Annotated in this window: 15 protein-coding genes; 9 read left to right on the plus strand and 6 right to left on the minus strand. The window is 54.7% G+C overall.

Annotation, left to right across the window (positions count from 1 at the left end):
- Positions 1 to 51: 51 nt before the first annotated feature.
- A complete protein-coding gene (locus tag AC5Q5A_RS19050) occupies positions 52 to 1,728 on the plus strand; it encodes an autotransporter domain-containing protein (RefSeq protein WP_493896265.1) in 1,677 nt (558 codons plus the stop codon).
- 283 nt (positions 1,729 to 2,011) lie between these two features.
- A complete protein-coding gene (locus tag AC5Q5A_RS19055; RefSeq protein ID WP_493896266.1) occupies positions 2,012 to 3,835 on the plus strand; it encodes an autotransporter outer membrane beta-barrel domain-containing protein in 1,824 nt (607 codons plus the stop codon).
- Between the two features lie 82 nt (positions 3,836 to 3,917).
- Here AC5Q5A_RS19055 and AC5Q5A_RS19060 read toward each other — a convergent pair whose 3' ends face one another.
- The 5 genes from AC5Q5A_RS19060 to AC5Q5A_RS19080 form a co-directional block, all read right to left on the minus strand.
- On the minus strand, positions 3,918 to 5,924 hold the full coding sequence (locus tag AC5Q5A_RS19060; RefSeq protein ID WP_493896267.1) for a CocE/NonD family hydrolase: 2,007 nt from the start codon (positions 5,922 to 5,924) through the stop codon (positions 3,918 to 3,920).
- Positions 5,925 to 6,016: 92 nt separating this feature from the next.
- Positions 6,017 to 7,648 carry an ABC transporter ATP-binding protein gene (locus AC5Q5A_RS19065; protein WP_493896268.1) on the minus strand — a complete coding sequence of 544 codons (1,632 nt, stop codon included), beginning with the start codon at positions 7,646 to 7,648 and terminating at the stop codon, positions 6,017 to 6,019.
- On the minus strand, positions 7,641 to 8,468 hold the full coding sequence (locus AC5Q5A_RS19070) for an ABC transporter permease (RefSeq protein WP_008889682.1): 828 nt from the start codon (positions 8,466 to 8,468) through the stop codon (positions 7,641 to 7,643). Before AC5Q5A_RS19070 ends, AC5Q5A_RS19065 begins: the two co-directional genes overlap by 8 nt.
- Positions 8,465 to 9,472 carry an ABC transporter permease gene (locus AC5Q5A_RS19075; protein WP_008889683.1) on the minus strand — a complete coding sequence of 336 codons (1,008 nt, stop codon included), beginning with the start codon at positions 9,470 to 9,472 and terminating at the stop codon, positions 8,465 to 8,467. The genes AC5Q5A_RS19070 and AC5Q5A_RS19075 overlap by 4 nt, the downstream gene beginning before the upstream one ends.
- 196 nt (positions 9,473 to 9,668) lie before the next feature.
- Positions 9,669 to 11,258: an ABC transporter substrate-binding protein gene (locus tag AC5Q5A_RS19080; RefSeq protein ID WP_475352986.1), complete on the minus strand. Its 1,590-nt coding sequence runs from the start codon at positions 11,256 to 11,258 to the stop codon at positions 9,669 to 9,671.
- An 860-nt stretch (positions 11,259 to 12,118) separates the two neighbouring features.
- Between AC5Q5A_RS19080 and AC5Q5A_RS19085 the strand changes: the two genes are divergently transcribed.
- A complete protein-coding gene (locus AC5Q5A_RS19085; RefSeq protein ID WP_063089282.1) occupies positions 12,119 to 12,532 on the plus strand; it encodes a universal stress protein in 414 nt (137 codons plus the stop codon).
- A 64-nt stretch (positions 12,533 to 12,596) separates the two neighbouring features.
- Positions 12,597 to 14,267 (plus strand): BCCT family transporter, encoded by a 1,671-nt coding sequence (locus AC5Q5A_RS19090; protein ID WP_008889687.1) that lies wholly within the window; start codon positions 12,597 to 12,599, stop codon positions 14,265 to 14,267.
- Between the two features lie 133 nt (positions 14,268 to 14,400).
- Here the strand turns inward: AC5Q5A_RS19090 and AC5Q5A_RS19095 are convergent, their stop codons facing one another.
- Positions 14,401 to 14,859: an META domain-containing protein gene (locus AC5Q5A_RS19095; protein WP_493896269.1), complete on the minus strand. Its 459-nt coding sequence runs from the start codon at positions 14,857 to 14,859 to the stop codon at positions 14,401 to 14,403.
- Between the two features lie 233 nt (positions 14,860 to 15,092).
- On the opposite strand from AC5Q5A_RS19095, the gene AC5Q5A_RS19100 reads away from it, so the two are divergent.
- The 5 genes from AC5Q5A_RS19100 to AC5Q5A_RS19120 all read left to right on the plus strand — a co-directional run bounded on the left by AC5Q5A_RS19100 (position 15,093) and on the right by AC5Q5A_RS19120 (position 19,856).
- Complete coding sequence (locus tag AC5Q5A_RS19100; protein WP_493896270.1) at positions 15,093 to 16,088, plus strand: Ldh family oxidoreductase; 996 nt, start codon at positions 15,093 to 15,095, stop codon at positions 16,086 to 16,088.
- A gap of 304 nt (positions 16,089 to 16,392) precedes the next feature.
- Entirely contained in the window at positions 16,393 to 17,238 is an 846-nt protein-coding gene (gene phnC / locus AC5Q5A_RS19105) for a phosphonate ABC transporter ATP-binding protein (RefSeq protein ID WP_008889690.1), read from the plus strand.
- Positions 17,239 to 17,308: 70 nt separating this feature from the next.
- Positions 17,309 to 18,325 carry a phosphonate ABC transporter substrate-binding protein gene (phnD, locus tag AC5Q5A_RS19110; RefSeq protein WP_008889691.1) on the plus strand — a complete coding sequence of 339 codons (1,017 nt, stop codon included), beginning with the start codon at positions 17,309 to 17,311 and terminating at the stop codon, positions 18,323 to 18,325.
- A gap of 68 nt (positions 18,326 to 18,393) precedes the next feature.
- Positions 18,394 to 19,206 (plus strand): phosphonate ABC transporter, permease protein PhnE, encoded by an 813-nt coding sequence (phnE, locus tag AC5Q5A_RS19115; RefSeq protein WP_493896271.1) that lies wholly within the window; start codon positions 18,394 to 18,396, stop codon positions 19,204 to 19,206.
- 2 nt (positions 19,207 to 19,208) lie between these two features.
- On the plus strand, positions 19,209 to 19,856 hold the full coding sequence (locus AC5Q5A_RS19120; protein ID WP_493896272.1) for an LbetaH domain-containing protein: 648 nt from the start codon (positions 19,209 to 19,211) through the stop codon (positions 19,854 to 19,856).
- Positions 19,857 to 19,888: the final 32 nt, after the last annotated feature.

The raw sequence follows: 19,888 nt of genomic DNA on the forward strand, positions 1-19,888 counted from the left end.
ACAATCACCTGCGATGTCTCCTCCGCAGCAGCCGGTAGTACAGTCCGTCATGTGACCTACGACGACAGTGCTGGCAGCTGCGTCGCGGTAAACGCTGCTGGCACCAGCAGCGCAGCCCGCGACATCGTCTTCGAAGTAGACGACCAAGGCCCCACCACCCCGGAGCAATTCAAGATCGGAACCGGCGGCAGCAACACGGCGCATAGAGGATGTCGTATTGGCACTTTTAACGCCGCCGCTGGTGTTGCTTGCTCATTTAACAGTGCTGGGTCGAGCGGCGCCAAAACCGCGACGGTCACGATTGATGGGGAGAACGGGGCGACGATCCGAATGACCGTCAATTATACGAATGGCACCCTCGGAGGTAGTCCAGTATTCAACAGTGCATCGGTCACAATCACGACTGCTGATGCGGCGTCCTCCTCGGGGAACTCGGCCGCTGCCCTGCGTGCGCTTCAAGGTTCGGTCACGCGGGCGCAATCTGTGATCATCGGGCAGAATTTTGGGTCGCGGGTGGCCAATGTGTTGGCTGGTCCAGCTGTCGGAACGGTGCCAGCGAACGCCACCTCGACACAGCAATTCGGTTTTGCTTCGGCGCGCTTGCTTGATGATCCCATGGGCAGGAAAACGCGCACAGAGGGCACAACCCTGGGCGGGTTGGCGGTGCTTGCGTCTTTTGATACGTCGCGTGTGCTTGCTGCTGCGCAAACCGCTGATAGTCCGACGGATGGAGCGGAACAACGCACGCTGCTGTCTCGTGAAAGTCCGATTACGGTCTGGGGGCATGGGGCGTTTACCGATATCGAGAATACGCGCAACCGGACGGGCGAGGACAGCCGTTATGACGGCAACGTCTGGGGGTACAACCTCGGTGCGGATTATCGTTTTTCGCCCGCACTGGTGGCGGGTATGTCCGTCGGTTACGCGCAAACAGATATTACGACGACTTTTGAAGCTGGCACCTATGAAGAGGATACGTGGAACCTTTCCCCCTATGTCATCTATAGACCCTCAGACATGCTGACCTTTTCGGCGATTGCGGGTTATGCGTTCGGGGATGTTTCCAGAAGCCGCAACAGCACTGTGACAGGCAATACCGACAGCCAGAGCTGGTATCTGCAGGTCGATGTCCGCCAAACTTTCCAGCCTATGGCAGATAGCCCGCTCCGCGTGACAGGTGGGCTGGGGGCGTTGACGTCGCGGAACACGCTTGCTGCCTATACCGAAAGTGACGGCAACCGGGTCGAGGAATCCGCAGTTAATACCGTTCAGTTAAAGCCAAATGCCGAGCTGGCTTATTCTTTCCAGTTCAGCGAGACGTCCCTGACCCCATATGTGAAAGCGGGTTATATCCACGATTTCACCGACCAGACCAACGGCGATGCCGGGGCCTTTGACCTTGGCGGTGGTGTGCGGTTTGCTTCGGGCGGGACAGGTCTGTCGGGGGCAATCGAAGGCTCGCGCGTGGTCGGGCGAGATGATTACCGCGAATATACGCTGAGCGGTTTGGTTGCTTATGGCATTTCGTTCACCAGTCGGGATGGAAGTTTTGCCGGAACGGCGTCGCCTTATGTCGGTACCAGCCTGTCTGATAGCGGGACACCTGAAATATCCGCTGGCGCAACGCTGACCGACCTTGATGAAAGATTTTCCAGCAAACTGAATTTCTCAGGCGATCCGGCCACACGCAGCGCTGATATTCTGATCACGCTTGATCTGAAGTTCTGAGTTTCACGCGACGTTTTCGTCACGTGAAAAAGGTCGGAAGGTTTGTCCGCCGATGATCTGCGCGGATTGTCGCCGACCTTTGTCACAACAGCCTATTTTTATCCTCTGCGTGATGATGGTCGGGGATACACTGCCCATCCTGTGCGTGCGGGAACCGCGCGTGGTTCGTTATGGCTGATAAGATGTTGATCCCAATAAAACTTTGAGTTTATAAGATTCGTATGCAACCAAGTTTTGTCTGCGATTAAGTCGCGCGGGTGCATAATGGTTCGGGGGGACCTGCATGATCAAATTTGCGAAACTGCAATCATCGCTGCTTTTGGCGATGACCGTCTTTTGCGGCGTTGTGATCGGTGATGGGCGTGACGCATATGCGGCAACGACGACAATCACCTGTTCGGTGGCGGGGTTTAATCCCTCTCAGCCGAGCACTCTGCAATACGATCACAGTGCGGGCACCTGCACCCTGACAGCAAATACGATTTCACCCAGCAGCGCCCAATTCGATATCGTCTTCTTCAATCAGATCGGCGGTCCAGAACAGTTCCGGATCGGTACAGGTGCAGCGCATAGTGATACGGCGCATAAAGGCTGTTCCATGGGGAGCTTTACCGCAGCAGCAGGTGCCAACTGCTCTAGCAACCGGTCAGCAGACGGCACCGAAACGGCGACGGTTTTAATTGACGGTGAAAACGGGTCGACGATCCGAATGACCCTCTCCTATACCCTCGCCGGCGGCTTGGGAAACAATTTCACCTACAATAGCGGATCGGTAACGATCACGACTGCTGATGCAGCGTCATCGGAGAGCTCGGCCGCGGCCCGGCGCGCGGTTCAGGGTTCAGTGACGCGATCACAGTCTGTAATTATCGGACAGAATTTTGGGTCGCGCGTGGCCAATGTGGCAGCTGGCCCATCCGTTGGAACGGTGCCAGCCAATGCCCCGTCGACACAGCAATTCGGCTTTGCTTCTTCGAGCTTGTTCGATGATTCGATGGAAAAGAAAACGCGCACTAACGGAACAACCGTACGCGGACTGGCGATGCTTGCATCCTTTGATACGTCGCGCGTACTGTCTGCAGCAGAAACATCGGATACACCGACGGATGGAATTGGACAACGCACTTTCATATCAGGCGAAAGTCCGATTACGCTTTGGGGTCACGGGTCCTTTACCGATGTCGAGAACACACGCAACAAAACAAACGAAGACAATCGCTTCGATGGCAGCGTCTGGGGATATAATCTTGGTGCAGACTACCGATTGTCGCCTGCACTCGTAGCAGGTCTGTCTGTTGGCTATGCCCAGACAGATATTACGACGACCTTTGAAACTGGCACGTATGACGAGGATACCTGGAGCCTTTCCCCGTATGTCATCTACACGCCATCCGATAATCTAATCTTCTCTGCCATCGCGGGCTATGCGTTTGGCGATGTGACCAAGAGCCGCAATACAAGCGTTACAGGCAATACTGAAAGCCAGAGCTGGTATCTGCAGGTCGATGTCCGCCAAACTTTCCAGCCGATCGCAGATAGCCCGTTTAGGGTGACAGGTGGGCTTGGTGCGTTGACGTCGCGAAATACGCTTGCTGCTTACACCGAAAGTGACGGCAACCGGGTTGCTGAATCCGCGGTTAATACCGTTCAGTTAAAACCGAATGCCGAGCTGGCGTATGCTTTCCAGATAAGCGAGACATCTCTGACCCCATATGTGAAAGCGGGTTATATCCACGATTTCACCGACCAGACCAACGGCGATGCCGGGGCCTTTGACCTTGGCGGTGGTGTGCGGTTTGCCTCGGTCGGGACAGGTCTGTCGGGCGCAATCGAAGGCTCGCGCGTGGTCGGGCGAGATGATTACCGCGAATATACGCTGAGCGGCTTGGTTGCTTATGGCATTTCGTTCACCAGTCGGGATGGAAGCTTTGCCGGAACTGCATCGCCTTATGTCGGCACCAGCCTGTCTGATAGCGGGACACCTGAAATTTCGGCTGGCGCAACGCTGACCGACCTTGATGAAAGATTTTCCAGCAAACTGGATTTCTCAGGCGATCCGGCCACACGTAGCGCTGATATTCTGATCACGCTTGATCTGAAGTTCTGAGTTTTGCGCGATGCTGTTCAGGGCATGATCGACCAGTCATAAGAAAAGGGCCGGATGACCGGCCCTTTTTTCGTGCAGATGGCTACATGAAATTGCGGGGAATGGTTTTTTCCCACTTCTTTTCAAACACCTGTTCACTGCCCTCATAGCCGATCACCCAGGCCGACACATACCAGTTGTCGCGATCACATTTGAGTTCCACATGGCAATCGGTGCGCACCGACCAGTCATCGCGTTCAAGATCACAGGTCCAGGCGGCCTCGCCCGTGACCGATGTCGGATCAAGCGGGTTGATTGTCCAGGTTTCGCTGCGCACTTGGCGGGTCGACAGGCGCGAGTGAGGATGTTCAAACAGCCCGGTATCTTCATAGATGCGATAACGGGTTTCGTTCTGCGTCAGATTGCGTTGAACACTCCGTTCCGTTCGGCCCGGCTTGTGTTCGATATATTTCGGCAGCGGATCGGGATTGTCTGGTTCTTTGACCTCAATCTTCTCGTGCGCGCCGAGCAACGGCAGATCAAAAGCAATAGAAGATGGTGATACAATCAGTCCCGCGTCAAAGGGCGCTGGCAGGATCATTGGCCAATAGGATGTCGACAGTGCAAGCCGCATGCGGTGACCCGGCTTGAAACGATAGCCGCAGGCATCAAGAACAAGTGTGATGGTCACCTTCTTGCCGCGCGGCATCGGTTTGGGATCGTTATAATTGGCTTCAAGATCACGATGGGCAAGGTTCAGAACCCCGAACGACACGCGGGTCGCCGTGCCATCAGGGTGCACATCGACCAGACGTGCACACAGGTTCGACCAGTCTGCATCGCATTCCAGATCAACGCGCAAAACCGGACGTCCCAGAAGGTCAATCTCGGCCTCAAGCGGTGCGGTTTCAAAGACCAGCGATCCGGCGTCATCCGGACGCTGATCAATGGCCATTTCGGCATCTGGTTTCAGCGTGAAATATTCACCCGATGCAGTGCCGGTATCGAGCGGTGATTTCAGGTAAATGTCAGCGGCAGGGGCGCTTTCGTCACCTGCCTCGAAGGCGAGCTTGCCGTCATTGACATAAAGGGTTTGGGTTTCGGGTTCCGACCATGTGTCCTTGGCGATCCAGAACCCCGGATCAAATTCACGGCGCGGGGCCGGTTTGGGGCCATCAAGGATATAGGCGCGCATCTGCGGCAGGTCATCCATGCCGTTATCATCACCCCGCAGCCACTTGTTCCACCATTTGATGGCTTCACCTGTGAAGTCGGCACGCGGCTTTGGCCAGGCGAAATGCGGGTATTTATGTACCCACGGGCCGATCAGGGCCTTGGACCTGTCTGGCATACCTTCAATCGCGCGTACTGGCGTATTGCGATAGCCATCAGCCCAACCGGCCAGAACCATCGACGGGATTTTGACGGCTTCAAAATCCTCGCAGATCGAGGCATGCTTCCAGAAATCATCGCGGGTCTGGTGTTGAAGCCATTCTTCAAGGAAGAACGGCTCTTCCTTCAGGCGGTGCAGCCACATCGCGCGCCAGTCATCACCAACCAATGCCGGGTCTGGTGAGCGCGACTGATAGGCCAGCATCGTGCCGGCCCATGACAGTTGTGCCGAGAGGTGACAGCCATTTTTATAGTGAATGTCGTCGTTATAGCGGTCCACCGTTGATGCGATGGAAATCACCGCCTTGAGCGCAGGCGGGTTCAGGGCAGCAACTTGCAGGCAGTTAAATCCGCCCCAGGAAATCCCCATCATGCCGACCGAACCGTTGCACCACGGCTGATCGGCGATCCATGCAATCAGCTCACAGGCATTGGCCAGTTCAAGTTCGGTATATTCACCGTCAATCACACCATCTGATTCACCTGATCCACGAATATCAATCCGCACGCCGGCAATGCCGGCCTTGGCAAATTCGGGATAGGTCGACTCATCGCGCGCACAGGTCCCATCGCCCTTGCGATAGGGCAGAAATTCAAACACTGCCGGAACCGGATCGTTTTCGGCATTTTCGGGCATCCACATGCGTGCGGCCAGTCGGGTGCCGTCGGCGATGGTGATAAAGGTGTTTTCAATAACAGTGAATTTTCTGTCGGACATATTGGGGCGTGGTCCTTTGGAGTGGTTATGTGGGGCTTACTCAAAAAGGCGGCCCATGATCCGGGCCGCCTTTTTTTGTTTTTGCACGGTTTTTAGTGACCGGCACTTTCCATTTTGCGCGTGGCCAGAACTTTTTCCAGCCAGCCCAGTTCCATTTCCGGCACCGATTTCAAAAGAAGGTCGGTGTAATCGTCAAATGGCGGGTTCAGGACCTCTGAGCGTGGGCCGAAATCAACCAGCTTGCCCTGCAGCATCACCGCAACAGAATCGGCAATTGCACGCACAATTGCGATGTCATGGGTGATGAACAGATAGGACACCTGACGTTCTTTTTGCAGACGCAGCAAAAGATCAAGGATGCCTTCGGCCACCAGCGGATCAAGGGCTGAGGTCGGCTCGTCACACAGGATCAGTTCCGGCTGTGCGGCCAGGGCACGCGCGATCGCCACACGTTGCTTCTGCCCGCCGGAAAGTTCGGCCGGATAGCGTTCATAGAAGGCTTCACCCATCTCGATTTCATCAAGAAGTTTGATGACTTCCTTTTTGCGTTCCGCACCACGCTTGCCGAAATAGAACTGCAACGGACGACCAATGATCTGGCCGACGGTCTGGCGCGGGTTCATCGCGGTATCAGCCATTTGATAGATAAGCTGGATACGGCGCAAGTGATCGCGTGACCGGTCCTTTTGGGCGTTCGACAGTTCCTCGTCACCGAATGTGACGCTGCCCTGGAAGGGCGGCAACAATCCGGTGATGACGCGGGCCAGCGTGGATTTACCCGAACCGGATTCCCCCACCACGGCCAATGTCTGACCACGCGGCACATGCAGCGATACGTCATGAAGAACCTGCACCCCGTTGCCATAGGCCGCCGAGATGTTTTCAACTTTCAGCAACGCATCGGATTGATCGCGGGCTTCGGTCTGTTTGGTCTGACGCACATTGACCAGCGCCTTGGTATATTCCTGACGCGGGTTTTCAATGATCTGCTGAACCGGGCCGTATTCGACGGTTTCACCATTGCGCAGCACCATGATGTCATCCGAAATCTGGGCAACAACGGCCAGATCATGGGTGATGTAAAGGGCGGCGGTGCCGGTCATTTCAATCGCATTCTTGATCGCGGCCAGAACATCTATCTGGGTGGTCACGTCAAGGGCGGTGGTCGGTTCGTCAAAGACAATCAGTTCCGGTTTGGAACACAGCGCCATGGCGGTCATGGCACGTTGCAACTGGCCGCCCGATACCTGATGCGGGAACCGGTTGCCGAAATTCTTGGGGTCTGGAAGACCCAGAATTTCAAACAGGTAGTCGGCCCGTTTGCGGGCTTCGTCACGGCTCATCAGGCCGTGTTCGACCGTGGCCTCAATCACCTGATCGCCCAGTTTGTGCGCCGGGTTAAACGATGCTGCTGCCGATTGCGCGACGTAACAGACACGCGCCCCGCGGATCTTGCGGATCCCCTTTTTATCAAGCGGCAGGATGTCCTGGCCATCAAGCAGGACTTCACCGCCCGTGATGCGCACACCACCCCGGCCATAGGCCAGTGCAGCAAGGCCGATGGTGGATTTACCTGCACCGGATTCCCCGATCAGGCCAAGGACCTTGCCCTTTTGCAGATCAAAGGACACACCATGGACAATTTCGATATCCATCGGGGCTTCGCCCGGCGGGAAGATGGTCGCGCCAATGCGCAGATCGCGTACCGATAAAAGATCAGACATCGCCGCGGCCTCCTTTCAGGCTGGAAGTACGTTTCAGCAACCAGTCGACAACCATGTTGACACAGACGGCCAGGGCCGCAATCGCGCCACCCGGAATAAGGGCGGCCTGAATGCCAAAGATGATGCCATCCTTGTTGTCCTTGACCATGCCACCCCAGTCGGCGGCGGGCGGTTGAATGCCAAGGCCGAGGAAGGAAAGCGTCGACAGGAACAGGATCGAAAACGCGAAACGCAGCCCGAATTCCGCCAGAAGCGGCGAAAGCGTGTTGGGCAGAATTTCACGGAAGATGATCCACATCCGGCCTTCACCACGCAGTTTGGCGGCCTCGACAAATTCCATCACTGCAACATCAAGGGCGACCGCACGGCCCAGACGATAGACACGCGTTGAGTCGAGAATGGCCATCACGGCAATCAGGATGAAGATGTTTTGCGGCAGGACGGCCAGCACCACGAGGGCGAAAATCAGGGTCGGGATCGACATCATCAGATCGTTCAGACGCGACAGTCCCTGATCAATCGGGCCGCCGGAAACAGCGGCCGTGAAGCTCAGGAAAATGCCGATTGAAAACGACAGGATCGATGCCGCAAGCGACACAAACAGGGTTGTCTGCGCACCGTAAATCAGGCGTGACAGAAGATCACGACCAAGGTTATCGGTACCCAGAAGATAAAGGTCACTGGCCGGTTCCCAAACACCCGCAACAATTTCGCGTTCCCCATAGGGCGCGATGAGCGGGGCAAAGACGGCACAGCCAAAAGCAAACAGAATGCCCAGAATTCCGATCCAGGCGGTCAGCGGGATTTCACGTAATCTCATCGCGGATGCCTCAGTCTCGGATTGGCGACAATGGCGACGATATCGGCCACCATATTGAGCAGGATATACACCGCCGCAAAGATAAGCCCGCAGGCCTGCACGACGGGCATGTCACGCACTGTCACAGCATCAACCATGTACTGGCCCATACCGGGATAGACGAAGACAACCTCGACCACGACAACACCAACCACCAGATAGGCAAGGTTCAGCGCCACCACGTTGACAATCGGCGCAATCGCGTTCGGGGCCGCGTGTTTGACGATCGCCTTGAAAGCACCAAGGCCTTTAAGCTCGGCCGTTTCCATGTAGGCCGATGACATCACACTGATGATGGCTGCACGGGTCATGCGCATCATATGTGCGAGCACCACCATCACCAGTGTTGCCGTCGGCAGGGCAATGGCAGCCAGTCGTTCTGACCAGCTCATATTGTCATAGACCGTGGACGGGAAGGTCGCGACCCCCATCTGAACGGCAAAGAACACAATCAGGATATAGCCGATGAAGAATTCCGGCAGGGAAATTGCGGCAAGCGACAGAACGTTGATCACGCGATCAGGAATACGGTTGCGATAATGAACCGCCACCATGCCAAGCCCGACCGCAAGCGGAACCGAAATCGCCGCCGCGAAGAACGCAAGAAACAGCGAGTTGCCAAGGCGTTTGGTAATTTGTTCGGTCACAGGCGCGCCACTGGCCCAGCTGTTGCCAAAGTCGCCTTGAACAACGCCGCCAAGCCATTCGAAATAGCGCGTGGTAATCGGGCGGTCCAGGCCAAGGTCGGCGCGGATGTTGGCAATCGCCTGCGGTGTTGCAGACTGACCAAGATAGGTTTCGGCAAAATCGCCCGGAAGGGCTTCGACTCCGGCAAAAATCAGAATTGATACAGCCCAGAGCAACAACAAACTCAAACCCAGACGTTCGGCAATCAACACCGATAGCGGATGGGTTTCTTTCAGTCTGTGTCGCGTGGCTCGTACGCCGGCCAAGGGATTGGCCATGAACACATACTCCCCCTTAATGGCCTGAACGGAAATTCAAGACGGGTGGGACGGCAAAGAATAATTTGCCTCCATCTGGAAATTTCGATCAGACCATGTGTCAAACAAACAGGCGAACAACAAGACGGGGACCACGATCAAACCAACCGTGATCCCGCAAGTCTTCAATCATCAGGATGCGATGCACCCCGGTTGATTAGCTGTTGATCCACAGACGTGTCGCAACATAACCGTTCGACATGTCGTTCCCGATGTCATCGACAAAGCCGGAAACGTTGGTCGTGGTTGCGTTCACGAAGTCATTGAACATCGGCAGGATAAGACCACCGGTGTCACGGACCATCAGTGCCATGTCGTGATACATTTCCTTACGCTTGGCCTGATCAAGTTCAGCACGCGCTTCGAGAAGGATCTTGTCGAATTCGGTGTTGAAGAAGCGGGTGTCGTTCCAGTCAGCGCTCGACAGATAGGCTGTCGAATACATCTGGTCCTGGGTTGGACGACCACCCCAGTAAGAGGTCGAGAACGGCTGAACGTTCCAGACGTTTGACCAGTAACCGTCACCTGGCTCGCGCTTGATCTCGATATCGATCCCGGCCTTTTTCGCGGTTTCCTGATAGAGAACCGCCGCATCGACAGCACCCGGGAAGGCGACGTCAGACGTGCGCAGAAGAACCGAACCGTCATGGCCGGACTTCTTGAAGTGGAAGGCCGCCTTGTCCGGATCATAGGAACGCTGTTCGATGCCTTCCGGGAACAGGGCATAGGTTTCGTTGATCGGGAAGTCGTTGCCGACCTTGCCGTAACCGCCAAGGATCTTTTCGACCATGGTTTCACGGTCCATCGCATATTTCAGCGCCAGACGCAGGTCGTTATTGTCAAACGGTGCGGTGTTGCAATGCATGATGAAGACATAGTGGCCGCGGCCCGAAGTGGTCTGAATTTCGACATTCGGTGCACGTTTCAGAAGGCCAACGGTCTTCGGATCAACGCGGTTGATGAAGTGAACCTGACCCGATGACAGGGCTGCCATACGTGCGGTCGCATCGTTCATCACGATCATTTCGACAGAGTCAACAAAGCCGCGATCGGTGCGCCAGTCGTTTTCGTTTTTCACGAAGGTTGCGCGCACGCCGGCTTCGAAGTTGTCGATCTTGAACGGACCGGTACCGATACCGGCATTCGGGTTGTCATAACCGCCACCCGGCTGGATCACGAGGTGATAGTCGCTCAGCAGAAGCGGAAGATCAGCGTTACCTTCCGAAAGCGTCAGAACAAGATCGCCACCCTTGTTTTCGATGCCCTTGATCGAGCCCAGAACACCCAGTGCGCCGGACTCGGACTTTTCGTCGGTGTGGCGGTTCAGGGTTTTGACAACATCGTCGATGGTCAGTTCGGAGCCGTCATGGAACTCGACACCCTTGCGGATTTTGAAGGTCCAGACCGATGCATCGGCATTCGGTTCCCAGGATTCTGCAAGCGACGGGACGGCAAGGCCGCTGGTCGGGTGCGATTCAACCAGGGTGTCGCCCCAGTTACGGTTCATGGCAAAGGTGAATTGCGAAGAGGATTTCGCCGGATCAATAACGTCGGTCGAAGCCCCGCCCTGAAGGCCAAGTTTCAGATGCCCGCCGCGCTTTGGTTCCTGTGCCATGGCGGCCTTGCCATAAAGGCTTGTGGCGGCGGCAAGGGTCAGGCCGGCGGCCATCGAACGGCCGATGAATTCACGACGGTTCATTTCAGATGCTGTGACGCGTGACGCGAAATACTTGATAGGGTCAGTCATCCCTGTTCCTTCTCTGATGCTTTTGATTTTGCTGAATTATTTAAATGGTGTGGCAGATCCTACCCGCGATTTGGTTGTGCTTGGTTGTGCAGGTTGGGGTGTCGTTCAGACACAAACGGGCATGCAGCATGAAGATGTGCTGTTGCGCCATGGCACCGTTATTGCGCAGTTGATCAACTCCCCCGTTGGCCACAATAATTTTCCCTTTCGGGTATGTGCACGGCCATGGATGCCTGCCTTTCACAAGACGGATCCAGCAAATATGTCCATTCAGAACTTATGGTGTTCTGATCTGGAGGCACATGTTGTGTGGGACAGACAGTGCACAAATCGCGCACATCGTGACACGAGTTTGGGGGCTTCATCAAGCCAAGTGCGCATGGCCGTGCGATTTTTCGGCATCCGGGGATAGAGTTTCACCATTCGAAACTCTCTGAAAAATAGAATAGAAATTCGATGGATTTTGCCAAGAAACGCCTTGCCAATTAAGGGGTTTACGGGTGGAAAAGCTGATGGGTTGGACAGGCCGAATTAGATCGAGAAAAATTTTTTAAAATTTTCAAGTTCGAACATCGAAAATTCGCTTAAAGGCACCGGATGTTCTGTTTGGAAACCTGAAAAATAATCATTTGGCGATTCGACTTTAGGCGCAGTTTCCCAATGTGGTCAGGTCAATTTTCGGCAACGAGTACTGTCAAACGGTGTGCCGGAATTTTACAGCAAATATTGCAGCATTGCTTGTGTGCACTTTCGAAAGCCCGTTTTTGATTTTGCGGACCGTCAATGTTAGGTTCTTTTCGCTGCCCTGATATTTCGTGAAACCACGGACTTCAGGGGTGGTGCACATAACGGAGGAATGAATGTATCAGAAGATGCTCGTGCCTGTCGATTTGGCCCACGTTGAAAAATTGGATAAAGCAATTAAAACGGCGGTCGATCTAGCCAAGCATTACAAGGCCGAGATAAGCCTTCTAGGTGTTGGTACCAATACGCCGTCATCGGTGGCGCATACGCCAAAGGAATTTGAACAGAAACTTCAGGCTTTTGCCGAGGATCTGGCGTCCAAGCATGGTGTAAGCACCAAGGCGGTCGCGCATATTTCGCATGATCCGGCAGTGGATCTCAGCAAGGAACTTGTCGCCAAGGCCGACGAGCTTGGTGCCGACGTCATCGTCATGGCATCGCACGTGCCCGGTATTGCAGACCACATTTTTGCGTCTCATGGCGGATATGTCGCGTCACACTCGGATCTTTCTGTATTCCTCGTGCGTTAGAGGATGCGGACGAACCTTTACGGCTAGGGGTAGCTGTATATTCATTTAACCTAGGGAGTTTCAAATGGGGTCTGAAGCTGACACGGGCATTGAAAGCCCGGACGGTGCAGCGAACCCGATTGATACAGAATATGAAATCGGGCAAGACAATATCCAAGCAGAGATCGGGCCATTTGGACTGGATGTCCATAACCCGGTCTTTCTGATTTCGGGTCTTGCGATTGTTGCATTCGTCTTTCTCACCCTGGCCTTTCAGGAAAGTGTCGGGCCGATGTTCAACGACCTGCGTGGTTGGCTGACATCGTCGCTTGACTGGTTCTTCCTGTCTGCTGCCAACGTATTTGTTGTGTTGTGTCTGTTTCTGATTGTCTCGCCGCTCGGCCGTGTGCGCCTTGGCGGTGCGGATGCAACACCGGATTATTCCTATGCCGGCTGGTTTGCCATGCTGTTTGCTGCCGGCATGGGCATCGGTCTTATGTTCTATGGTGTGTCAGAACCGATTTCGCACTTCACATCTTCGATGGGTGGAATTGCTGTCGGTGAAGATGGTCTTCGTACCGACTGGGCGCCGCTTGGTGCGGCCGCCGGTGATGCCGATGCTGCATTTGATCTTGGCATGGCTGCAACCATCTTCCACTGGGGTCTTCATCCGTGGGCGATCTATGCCACTGTCGCACTGGCACTGGCACTGTTTTCCTTTAACAAGGGCCTGCCGCTGACCATTCGTTCGATCTTCTATCCGATCTTTGGCGAACGTGTTTGGGGCTGGACCGGTCACCTGATTGATATTCTGGCGGTGTTCGCAACCCTGTTTGGTCTTGCGACTTCGCTTGGTTTCGGTGCGGAACAGGCCAATGCCGGGCTTGATTACCTGTTTGGCATTTCGGTTTCCGATACATCGAAGGTTTTCCTGATTGTCGGGATTACCGGTGTTGCACTTATTTCGGTGCTGGCGGGTCTTGATGCCGGGGTTAAGCGTCTGTCGGAAATCAACATGATCCTTGCAGCACTTCTGTTGCTGTTTGTGGTTCTGGTTGGTCCGACGATGGAAATCATCACCGGTTTCTTCTCAAGCCTGCTGTCATATGCGCAATATCTTCCGGCACTTTCCAATCCGGTCGGTCGTGAAGACGCCAACTTTAGTCAGGGCTGGACGTCCTTCTATTGGGCGTGGTGGATTTCCTGGTCACCGTTTGTCGGCATGTTCATTGCGCGTGTTTCGCGTGGCCGTACCGTGCGTGAATTCATCACCTGTGTTCTGATTATTCCGTCGCTGGTGTGTGTTCTGTGGATGACGGCCTTTGGCGGCACCGCGGTGCATATGGTAACCGAAGGCGTTACCGCGATTGCCGAAGCAGGACTGCCGATCAAACTGTTCACCATGCTTGATCAGCTTCCGCTGCAAGCCATCACGTCCTTCATCGGGATCGTTCTGGTGATCGTGTTCTTCGTGACCTCGTCTGACTCTGGCTCGCTTGTGATTGATACCATCACCGCAGGCGGCAAGGTCGATGCACCGGTCCCGCAGCGCGTGTTCTGGTGCACCTTCGAAGGTCTGGTTGCGATTGCATTACTGCTGGGTGGTGGCCTTGGATCCTTGCAGGCGATGGCGGTTTCGACCGGCTTCCCGTTTGCGATTGTCCTTCTGATGGCCTGCTATTCGATTATCCAGGGCCTGCGGACCGAACCCAAGGCCGTCGGGGCAAATTCCGAGGCGACGGTCAGCAAGGACTAGAATATCGTCATATGCGTATCTCGCCGCTTGGCGGTTATGATACCTGGTCAAAGAAAAGGGGCGCCAACTGGTGCCCCTTTTTCATTTCGCGCAAGCATGGTGCGTCGGCGGTACGTGATTGATGCCGGTGTGCTTATTGTGCGGTGGGTGTCAGCTCGATAACCGTGTTGCCGTCATTGTCCTTGAGCACAAGGTGCCCATCAACAACATCCCAGCTGCTGACCAAGACGAATGCGCCGCTAAAGGCATTTTCGATCTGCATGGCATTGTCGGCGATGCACATCTTTCGTGTCATGGCGAGTTGCGCGACACCCAGTGACGATCCCGCCTGTTCGTAAGTGCCGGAATACTGATTGCAACCAGCATTACCCGACACCATGCCGTCGCCGGAAAATGTGGCGGTCGCCATGACAGGTGGTGTCGGCGACAGGGTGCTGTTGCCATCAATGACCTGCACCAGTTGCCATTCCTGACCGGTTACACTTGCCCAGTCCGGTGTCATGTTGCTTGTGGATGCGGTGCTGCAGGCCGCAAGTGATGCCAATGCCACCAACGCCAAAGGCAAGACGATCCTGTGTTTAACCTGACGCATATCTGAATTCCTGTAATGCTTGCGCGGCCTCCGCGCGATCTTGTCATTCGCAAATTCTGGTGATGGTATCATATTTTCAAAGTCGTTGGCGCCAAAGGCGCTTCTGGTCGCACCCAAAACAGCTTTGCGCGCAGGGATGGCTTGTGGCTATGTTACGGATCCTGCAGGCGCATGATCCTTGCGCCCGTTTCCCGGTTCCAAAGCCCCACTTTGAAAATCAAGGTTACCTGACGATGAAGATTTCCGTGAAAGATGCCCACGCACTCGTGTGCGAAACTTTGATGCGCTGCAATGTGCGGGCAGACAATGCGGCCTCGGTCGCAACGGCACTGGTGACGGCCGAGGCATCCGGACAAGGGGGACACGGTTTTCGTCGCGTGCCGGCCTATAGCGCGCAGGCAAAGGTCGGCAAGGTTGATGGCATGATCAGCCCGATCTTTGAAAAGCTGACACCTGGCGTATTGCGCATTGATGCGCAGCATGGATTTGCCTATCCGGCACTGGATCTGATGATGGATCACTTGCCCGATATGGCCCGCACCCAGGGTATTGCGATTGCCGCAATCCACCGATCGCATCATGCAGGGGTGATGGGGCTTACGGTCGAACGTCTGGCGGAAAAGGGATTGGCGGCGATGATGTTTGCCAATGCCCCGGCGGCGATGGCAGCATGGGGTGGCCGACGTCCGATGTTTGGCACAAACCCGATTGCCTTTGGTGTGCCGGTCGGGGATGCCGGTGATCCGATCATCATCGACCTTGCGCTTTCGAAGGTCGCCCGCGGCAAGATCATGGCCGCCAAGCAAAAGGGTGTCGCTATTCCCGATGACTGGGCGCTTGATGTGGATGGCAATCCGACTACCGATGCCGTCAAAGCCATTGATGGCACGATGATCCCGGCCGGTGGGGTCAAGGGGGCGGCACTTGCCATGATGGTGGAACTTCTTGCGGCTGGTCTTACCGGTGCACAGTTCGGTCACCAGTCTTCGTCACTTTTTGATGACAAAGGCGCACCACCTGCGCTTGGACAACTGATCATTGCCATTGATCCCAAGGCAACCGGCGGTGACGGTGTAATGGATCACCTTGCCTATATTGCCAACGAGATTGCCGCAGAAGAAGGCGTTCGTTTGCCGGGGCGTCGCGGCAAGCAGGCACGCGCACTTGCCGAAGCGGAGGGCCTTGAGATTGAAGACGACGTCATGGAGACCATCAGTCAAATTAAATAAATTTCGCGATCGGTCCGTCTGCGCCGGTGTCAAAATCGTTAATGCCGAATGTTTGACTGTTCTGTAGTTTTAAAATTGGACATTCATCAGACAAATACCTGCTGCAAATTTTAAAAATGTTACAGAAATAATGTCGGAATTACCGGTGAGTACTTCGACGAATTCTTGATGTATAGACAAGTTTAATTGTTGTCGGGGCGATATGCTCTGCGTAATCATCGAACTGTAACATCAGTGTCACCGTAGAGTCGCGGTTTGTGCGTAGCTTCTTCATCCAGCGAAACACATTCAGGCGACTCTTTTGATGCTGGTTGTAGATATCTCTGGACTGAACAAAAGCTTTACCCGTGACAAGCGTGCGCTCAGCGGCGTCAAACTGCAGGTGCGGGAAGGCGAGATGGTGGCGCTGATTGGCGCATCGGGTTCGGGTAAATCCACACTGATCCGTCATATTGCCGGTTTGCTGCGCGGTGATCGCGATGGCGGCAAGATCGTCGTGTTTGGCGAAACCATTCAGGAAAATGGCAAGATTTCACGCGGTGCCCGCAAGGTGCGCTCAGAGATCGGTGTTGTTTTCCAGCAGTTCAATCTGGTTAGCCGCCTTTCGGTTCTGACCAACGTCCTGATGGGGCTTTTGGGCCGTGTTCCGGCATGGCGCGGGTCGCTTGGTCTGTTTACCAAAACCGAAAAGATGCGCGCCATGAGCGCGCTTCATCGTGTTGGCATTGATGCCCATGCGTCGAAAAAGGCGCGGAACCTTTCAGGTGGTCAGCAGCAGCGTGCGGCGATTGCGCGCACCATTACCCAGGGTGCCCGACTTATTCTTGCCGACGAGCCGATTGCATCGCTTGATCCGGCATCGTCCCGCAAGGTGATGAACACTCTTGATCGCGTAAACCGCGAAGACAACGTCACCGTCATCGTATCACTTCATCAGGTTGATTACGCAAAAGATTACTGCAAACGAACCATCGCCATGCGCGATGGTGAAGTCGTTTTCGACGGACCGTCAAGCGAACTGACGCCGCAATTCCTTCAGGAACTTTACGGTGAACATTCTTCCGAACTTTTTGCCGATGGTGCGGCAAAGGCCGCAGAGCCGGTTACACGGCCCATCGCAGAAAAGGACCTGGCTGTCGCAACAAGCTAGCCGGGCCAGTTGTCATGACTGCCTTACCTTCTCGAAACATGTCGAAATCTATTCTGACAGGGGACTTCTTATGAACGTTAAGACAATCGCATCCGCAGCATTTGCGGCCACGATGCTGGCATCCGTCGTTGCCAAGGCCGATGTTGAATTCAAGCCGCTCGAACAGGATCCGGAAACCATCGTTTTCGGTATCATTTCGACCGAATCCACCTCTAACCTCAAAGCTCAGTGGCAGCCGCTGATCGATGACATGGAAGAAGCCCTTGGCAAAGACGTCGAGGCATTCTTTGCACCGGATTATGCCGGTATCATCGAAGGCATGCGTTTTGGCAAGGTTCATGTTGGCTGGTTTGGTAACAAGTCGGCAATGGAAGCCGTTGACCGCGCCGGTGGCGAAGTTTTCGTTCAGACCTCCAAATCCGATGGTTCGAACGGTTACTACTCCCACATCATCACCCAGGCTGATAACGACAAGGTCAAAACCCTTGAAGACATGCTGAAATGTGATGGTTCGCTGAACTTCGGTATCGGTGATCCAAACTCGACCTCGGGCTTCCTGGTTCCGTCCTATTATGTCTTCGCGAAAAACGGCGTTGATCCGAAGGAATGCTTCAAGACTGTTCGTAACGCCAACCACGAAACCAACCTGATGGCGACTGCCAACAAGCAGGTTGATGTTGCTGCCAACAACTCCGAGCAGCTTGGCCGTACCAAAATGAACAAGCCGGAAATCACCGACAAGGTCAAAGTCATCTGGACCTCGCCGCTGATCCCGTCTGACCCGATGGTTTACCGTAAAGACCTGTCACGCGAACTGAAATCCGAAATCAAGGCATTCTTCCTTGGTTACGGTCGTTTCGGCGATGTTGAAAGCGCCAAGGAAGTTCTTGCCAACAACTCCGATGGCATGGGGCTTTTCATGGAAAGCTCGAACGCGCAGCTTTACCCGATCCGTCAGCTGGCCCTGTTCAAGGACAAGCTGAAAATCCAGAACACCGAAGAGCTTTCTGCTGAAGAAAAAGCAGAACGTGTTGCCGAGATCGACAAGAAACTTGCTGAACTCGACATCCTGGTTGCCTACCAGTAACCGACTTTTCGACAGGGAGTGCATCAAAGGTGCGCTCCCTGTTTGCTTTTAATTCCGGGATTTGAACGATGAACAGCAGCATTTCTTCGACATCATCTGTCGCAACGGAGCTTTCGCCGCGTGACCTTAAGCGGTCGGCATCAAGCTTCCTGCTTTGGGCGATCATCCTTGGACTTCTGGCCATGTCGTGGGAGGGGGCAGATATGCGCCCGATGGCGCTGTTTGAAAACAGCGGCAACATGGTTGACTTCGCCGAGGGCTTCTTCCCGCCCGACTTCCTGATGTGGAAGATGTATGTCGCAGAAATGTGGATCACCATCCAGATTGCGATCTGGGGCACAGCGCTTTCCATCGTTTGCTCGATCCCGTTTGGCATTCTTTCTTCTGAAAATATCGTCCCTGTCTGGGTCTATCAGCCGGTCCGTCGCCTGATGGATTCCTTCCGCGCGATCAACGAAATGGTCTTTGCCATGTTGTTCGTTGTTGCGGTCGGCCTTGGCCCGTTTGCCGGTGTCCTGGCCCTTTGGATTCACACCACGGGTGTTCTGGCCAAACTGTTTTCCGAGGCGGTCGAAGCAATTGACCCCGAACCGGTCGAAGGCATTCGTGCAACGGGGGCCAACGCGCTTCAGGAAGTCATCTTTGGCGTGATCCCGCAGGTCTTGCCGTTGTGGATTTCCTATTCGCTGTATCGCTTTGAATCCAATGTGCGGTCGGCGACTGTGCTGGGCATTGTCGGGGCCGGTGGTATCGGCATGGTGCTTTGGGAATATATCCGTGGCTTCTATTACGCGGAAACAGCGGCAGTCATGATCATCATCATTATTTCGGTCAGCCTGCTCGATATGGTGTCCCAGCGTCTGCGTAAACTGGTGACCTGATCATGGCGTTTAAGATTACGCAGGCTAAACCGGCAATGAAGGCATTGTCGGAGCAGCCCACGATTGACCAAACAGCGATCGTCGTTGATTGCGAAATGGGGATCTGGACCGAAGTCGGCGCACGGACCTCGATGCGCGAAACGAAAATGGATGATTATTCCTATGTCGTGAATGACAGCGAGATCATCTATTCCGACATCGGCAAGTTCGTAAATATCGCCGCCCATACCCGGATCAACCCGGGACAGCATCCGATGGACCGGGCATCGATGCATCATTTCCAATATCGTTCCAGCGCCTATGAACTGGGCGAAGATGATCCGGCATTCTTTGACTGGCGTCGTGAAAAACGCGTGCGTTTGGAACATGATGTCTGGATTGGCCATGGGGCGATTGTGCAGGGTGGTGTCACCATTGGCATCGGTTCGGTGGTTGGATCTGGTGCGGTGGTCACCAAGGATGTCGCGCCCTACACGATTGTAATCGGTATTCCGGCAACTCCACTGCGTCCGCGGTTTGAGGCGGATATTGTTGATGCCCTGTTGCGCATTCGCTGGTGGGACTGGTCGCACGAAATGCTGCGCGAAAGACTGCAGGATTTCCGAACGCTTCCGGTGCGTGACTTTTGCCTGAAATACGATACGGTTTAACCGATCAATATTTCCCAATGATTTGATGGGTG

It is taken from the genome of Thalassospira sp. CA1 (assembly GCF_059052855.1).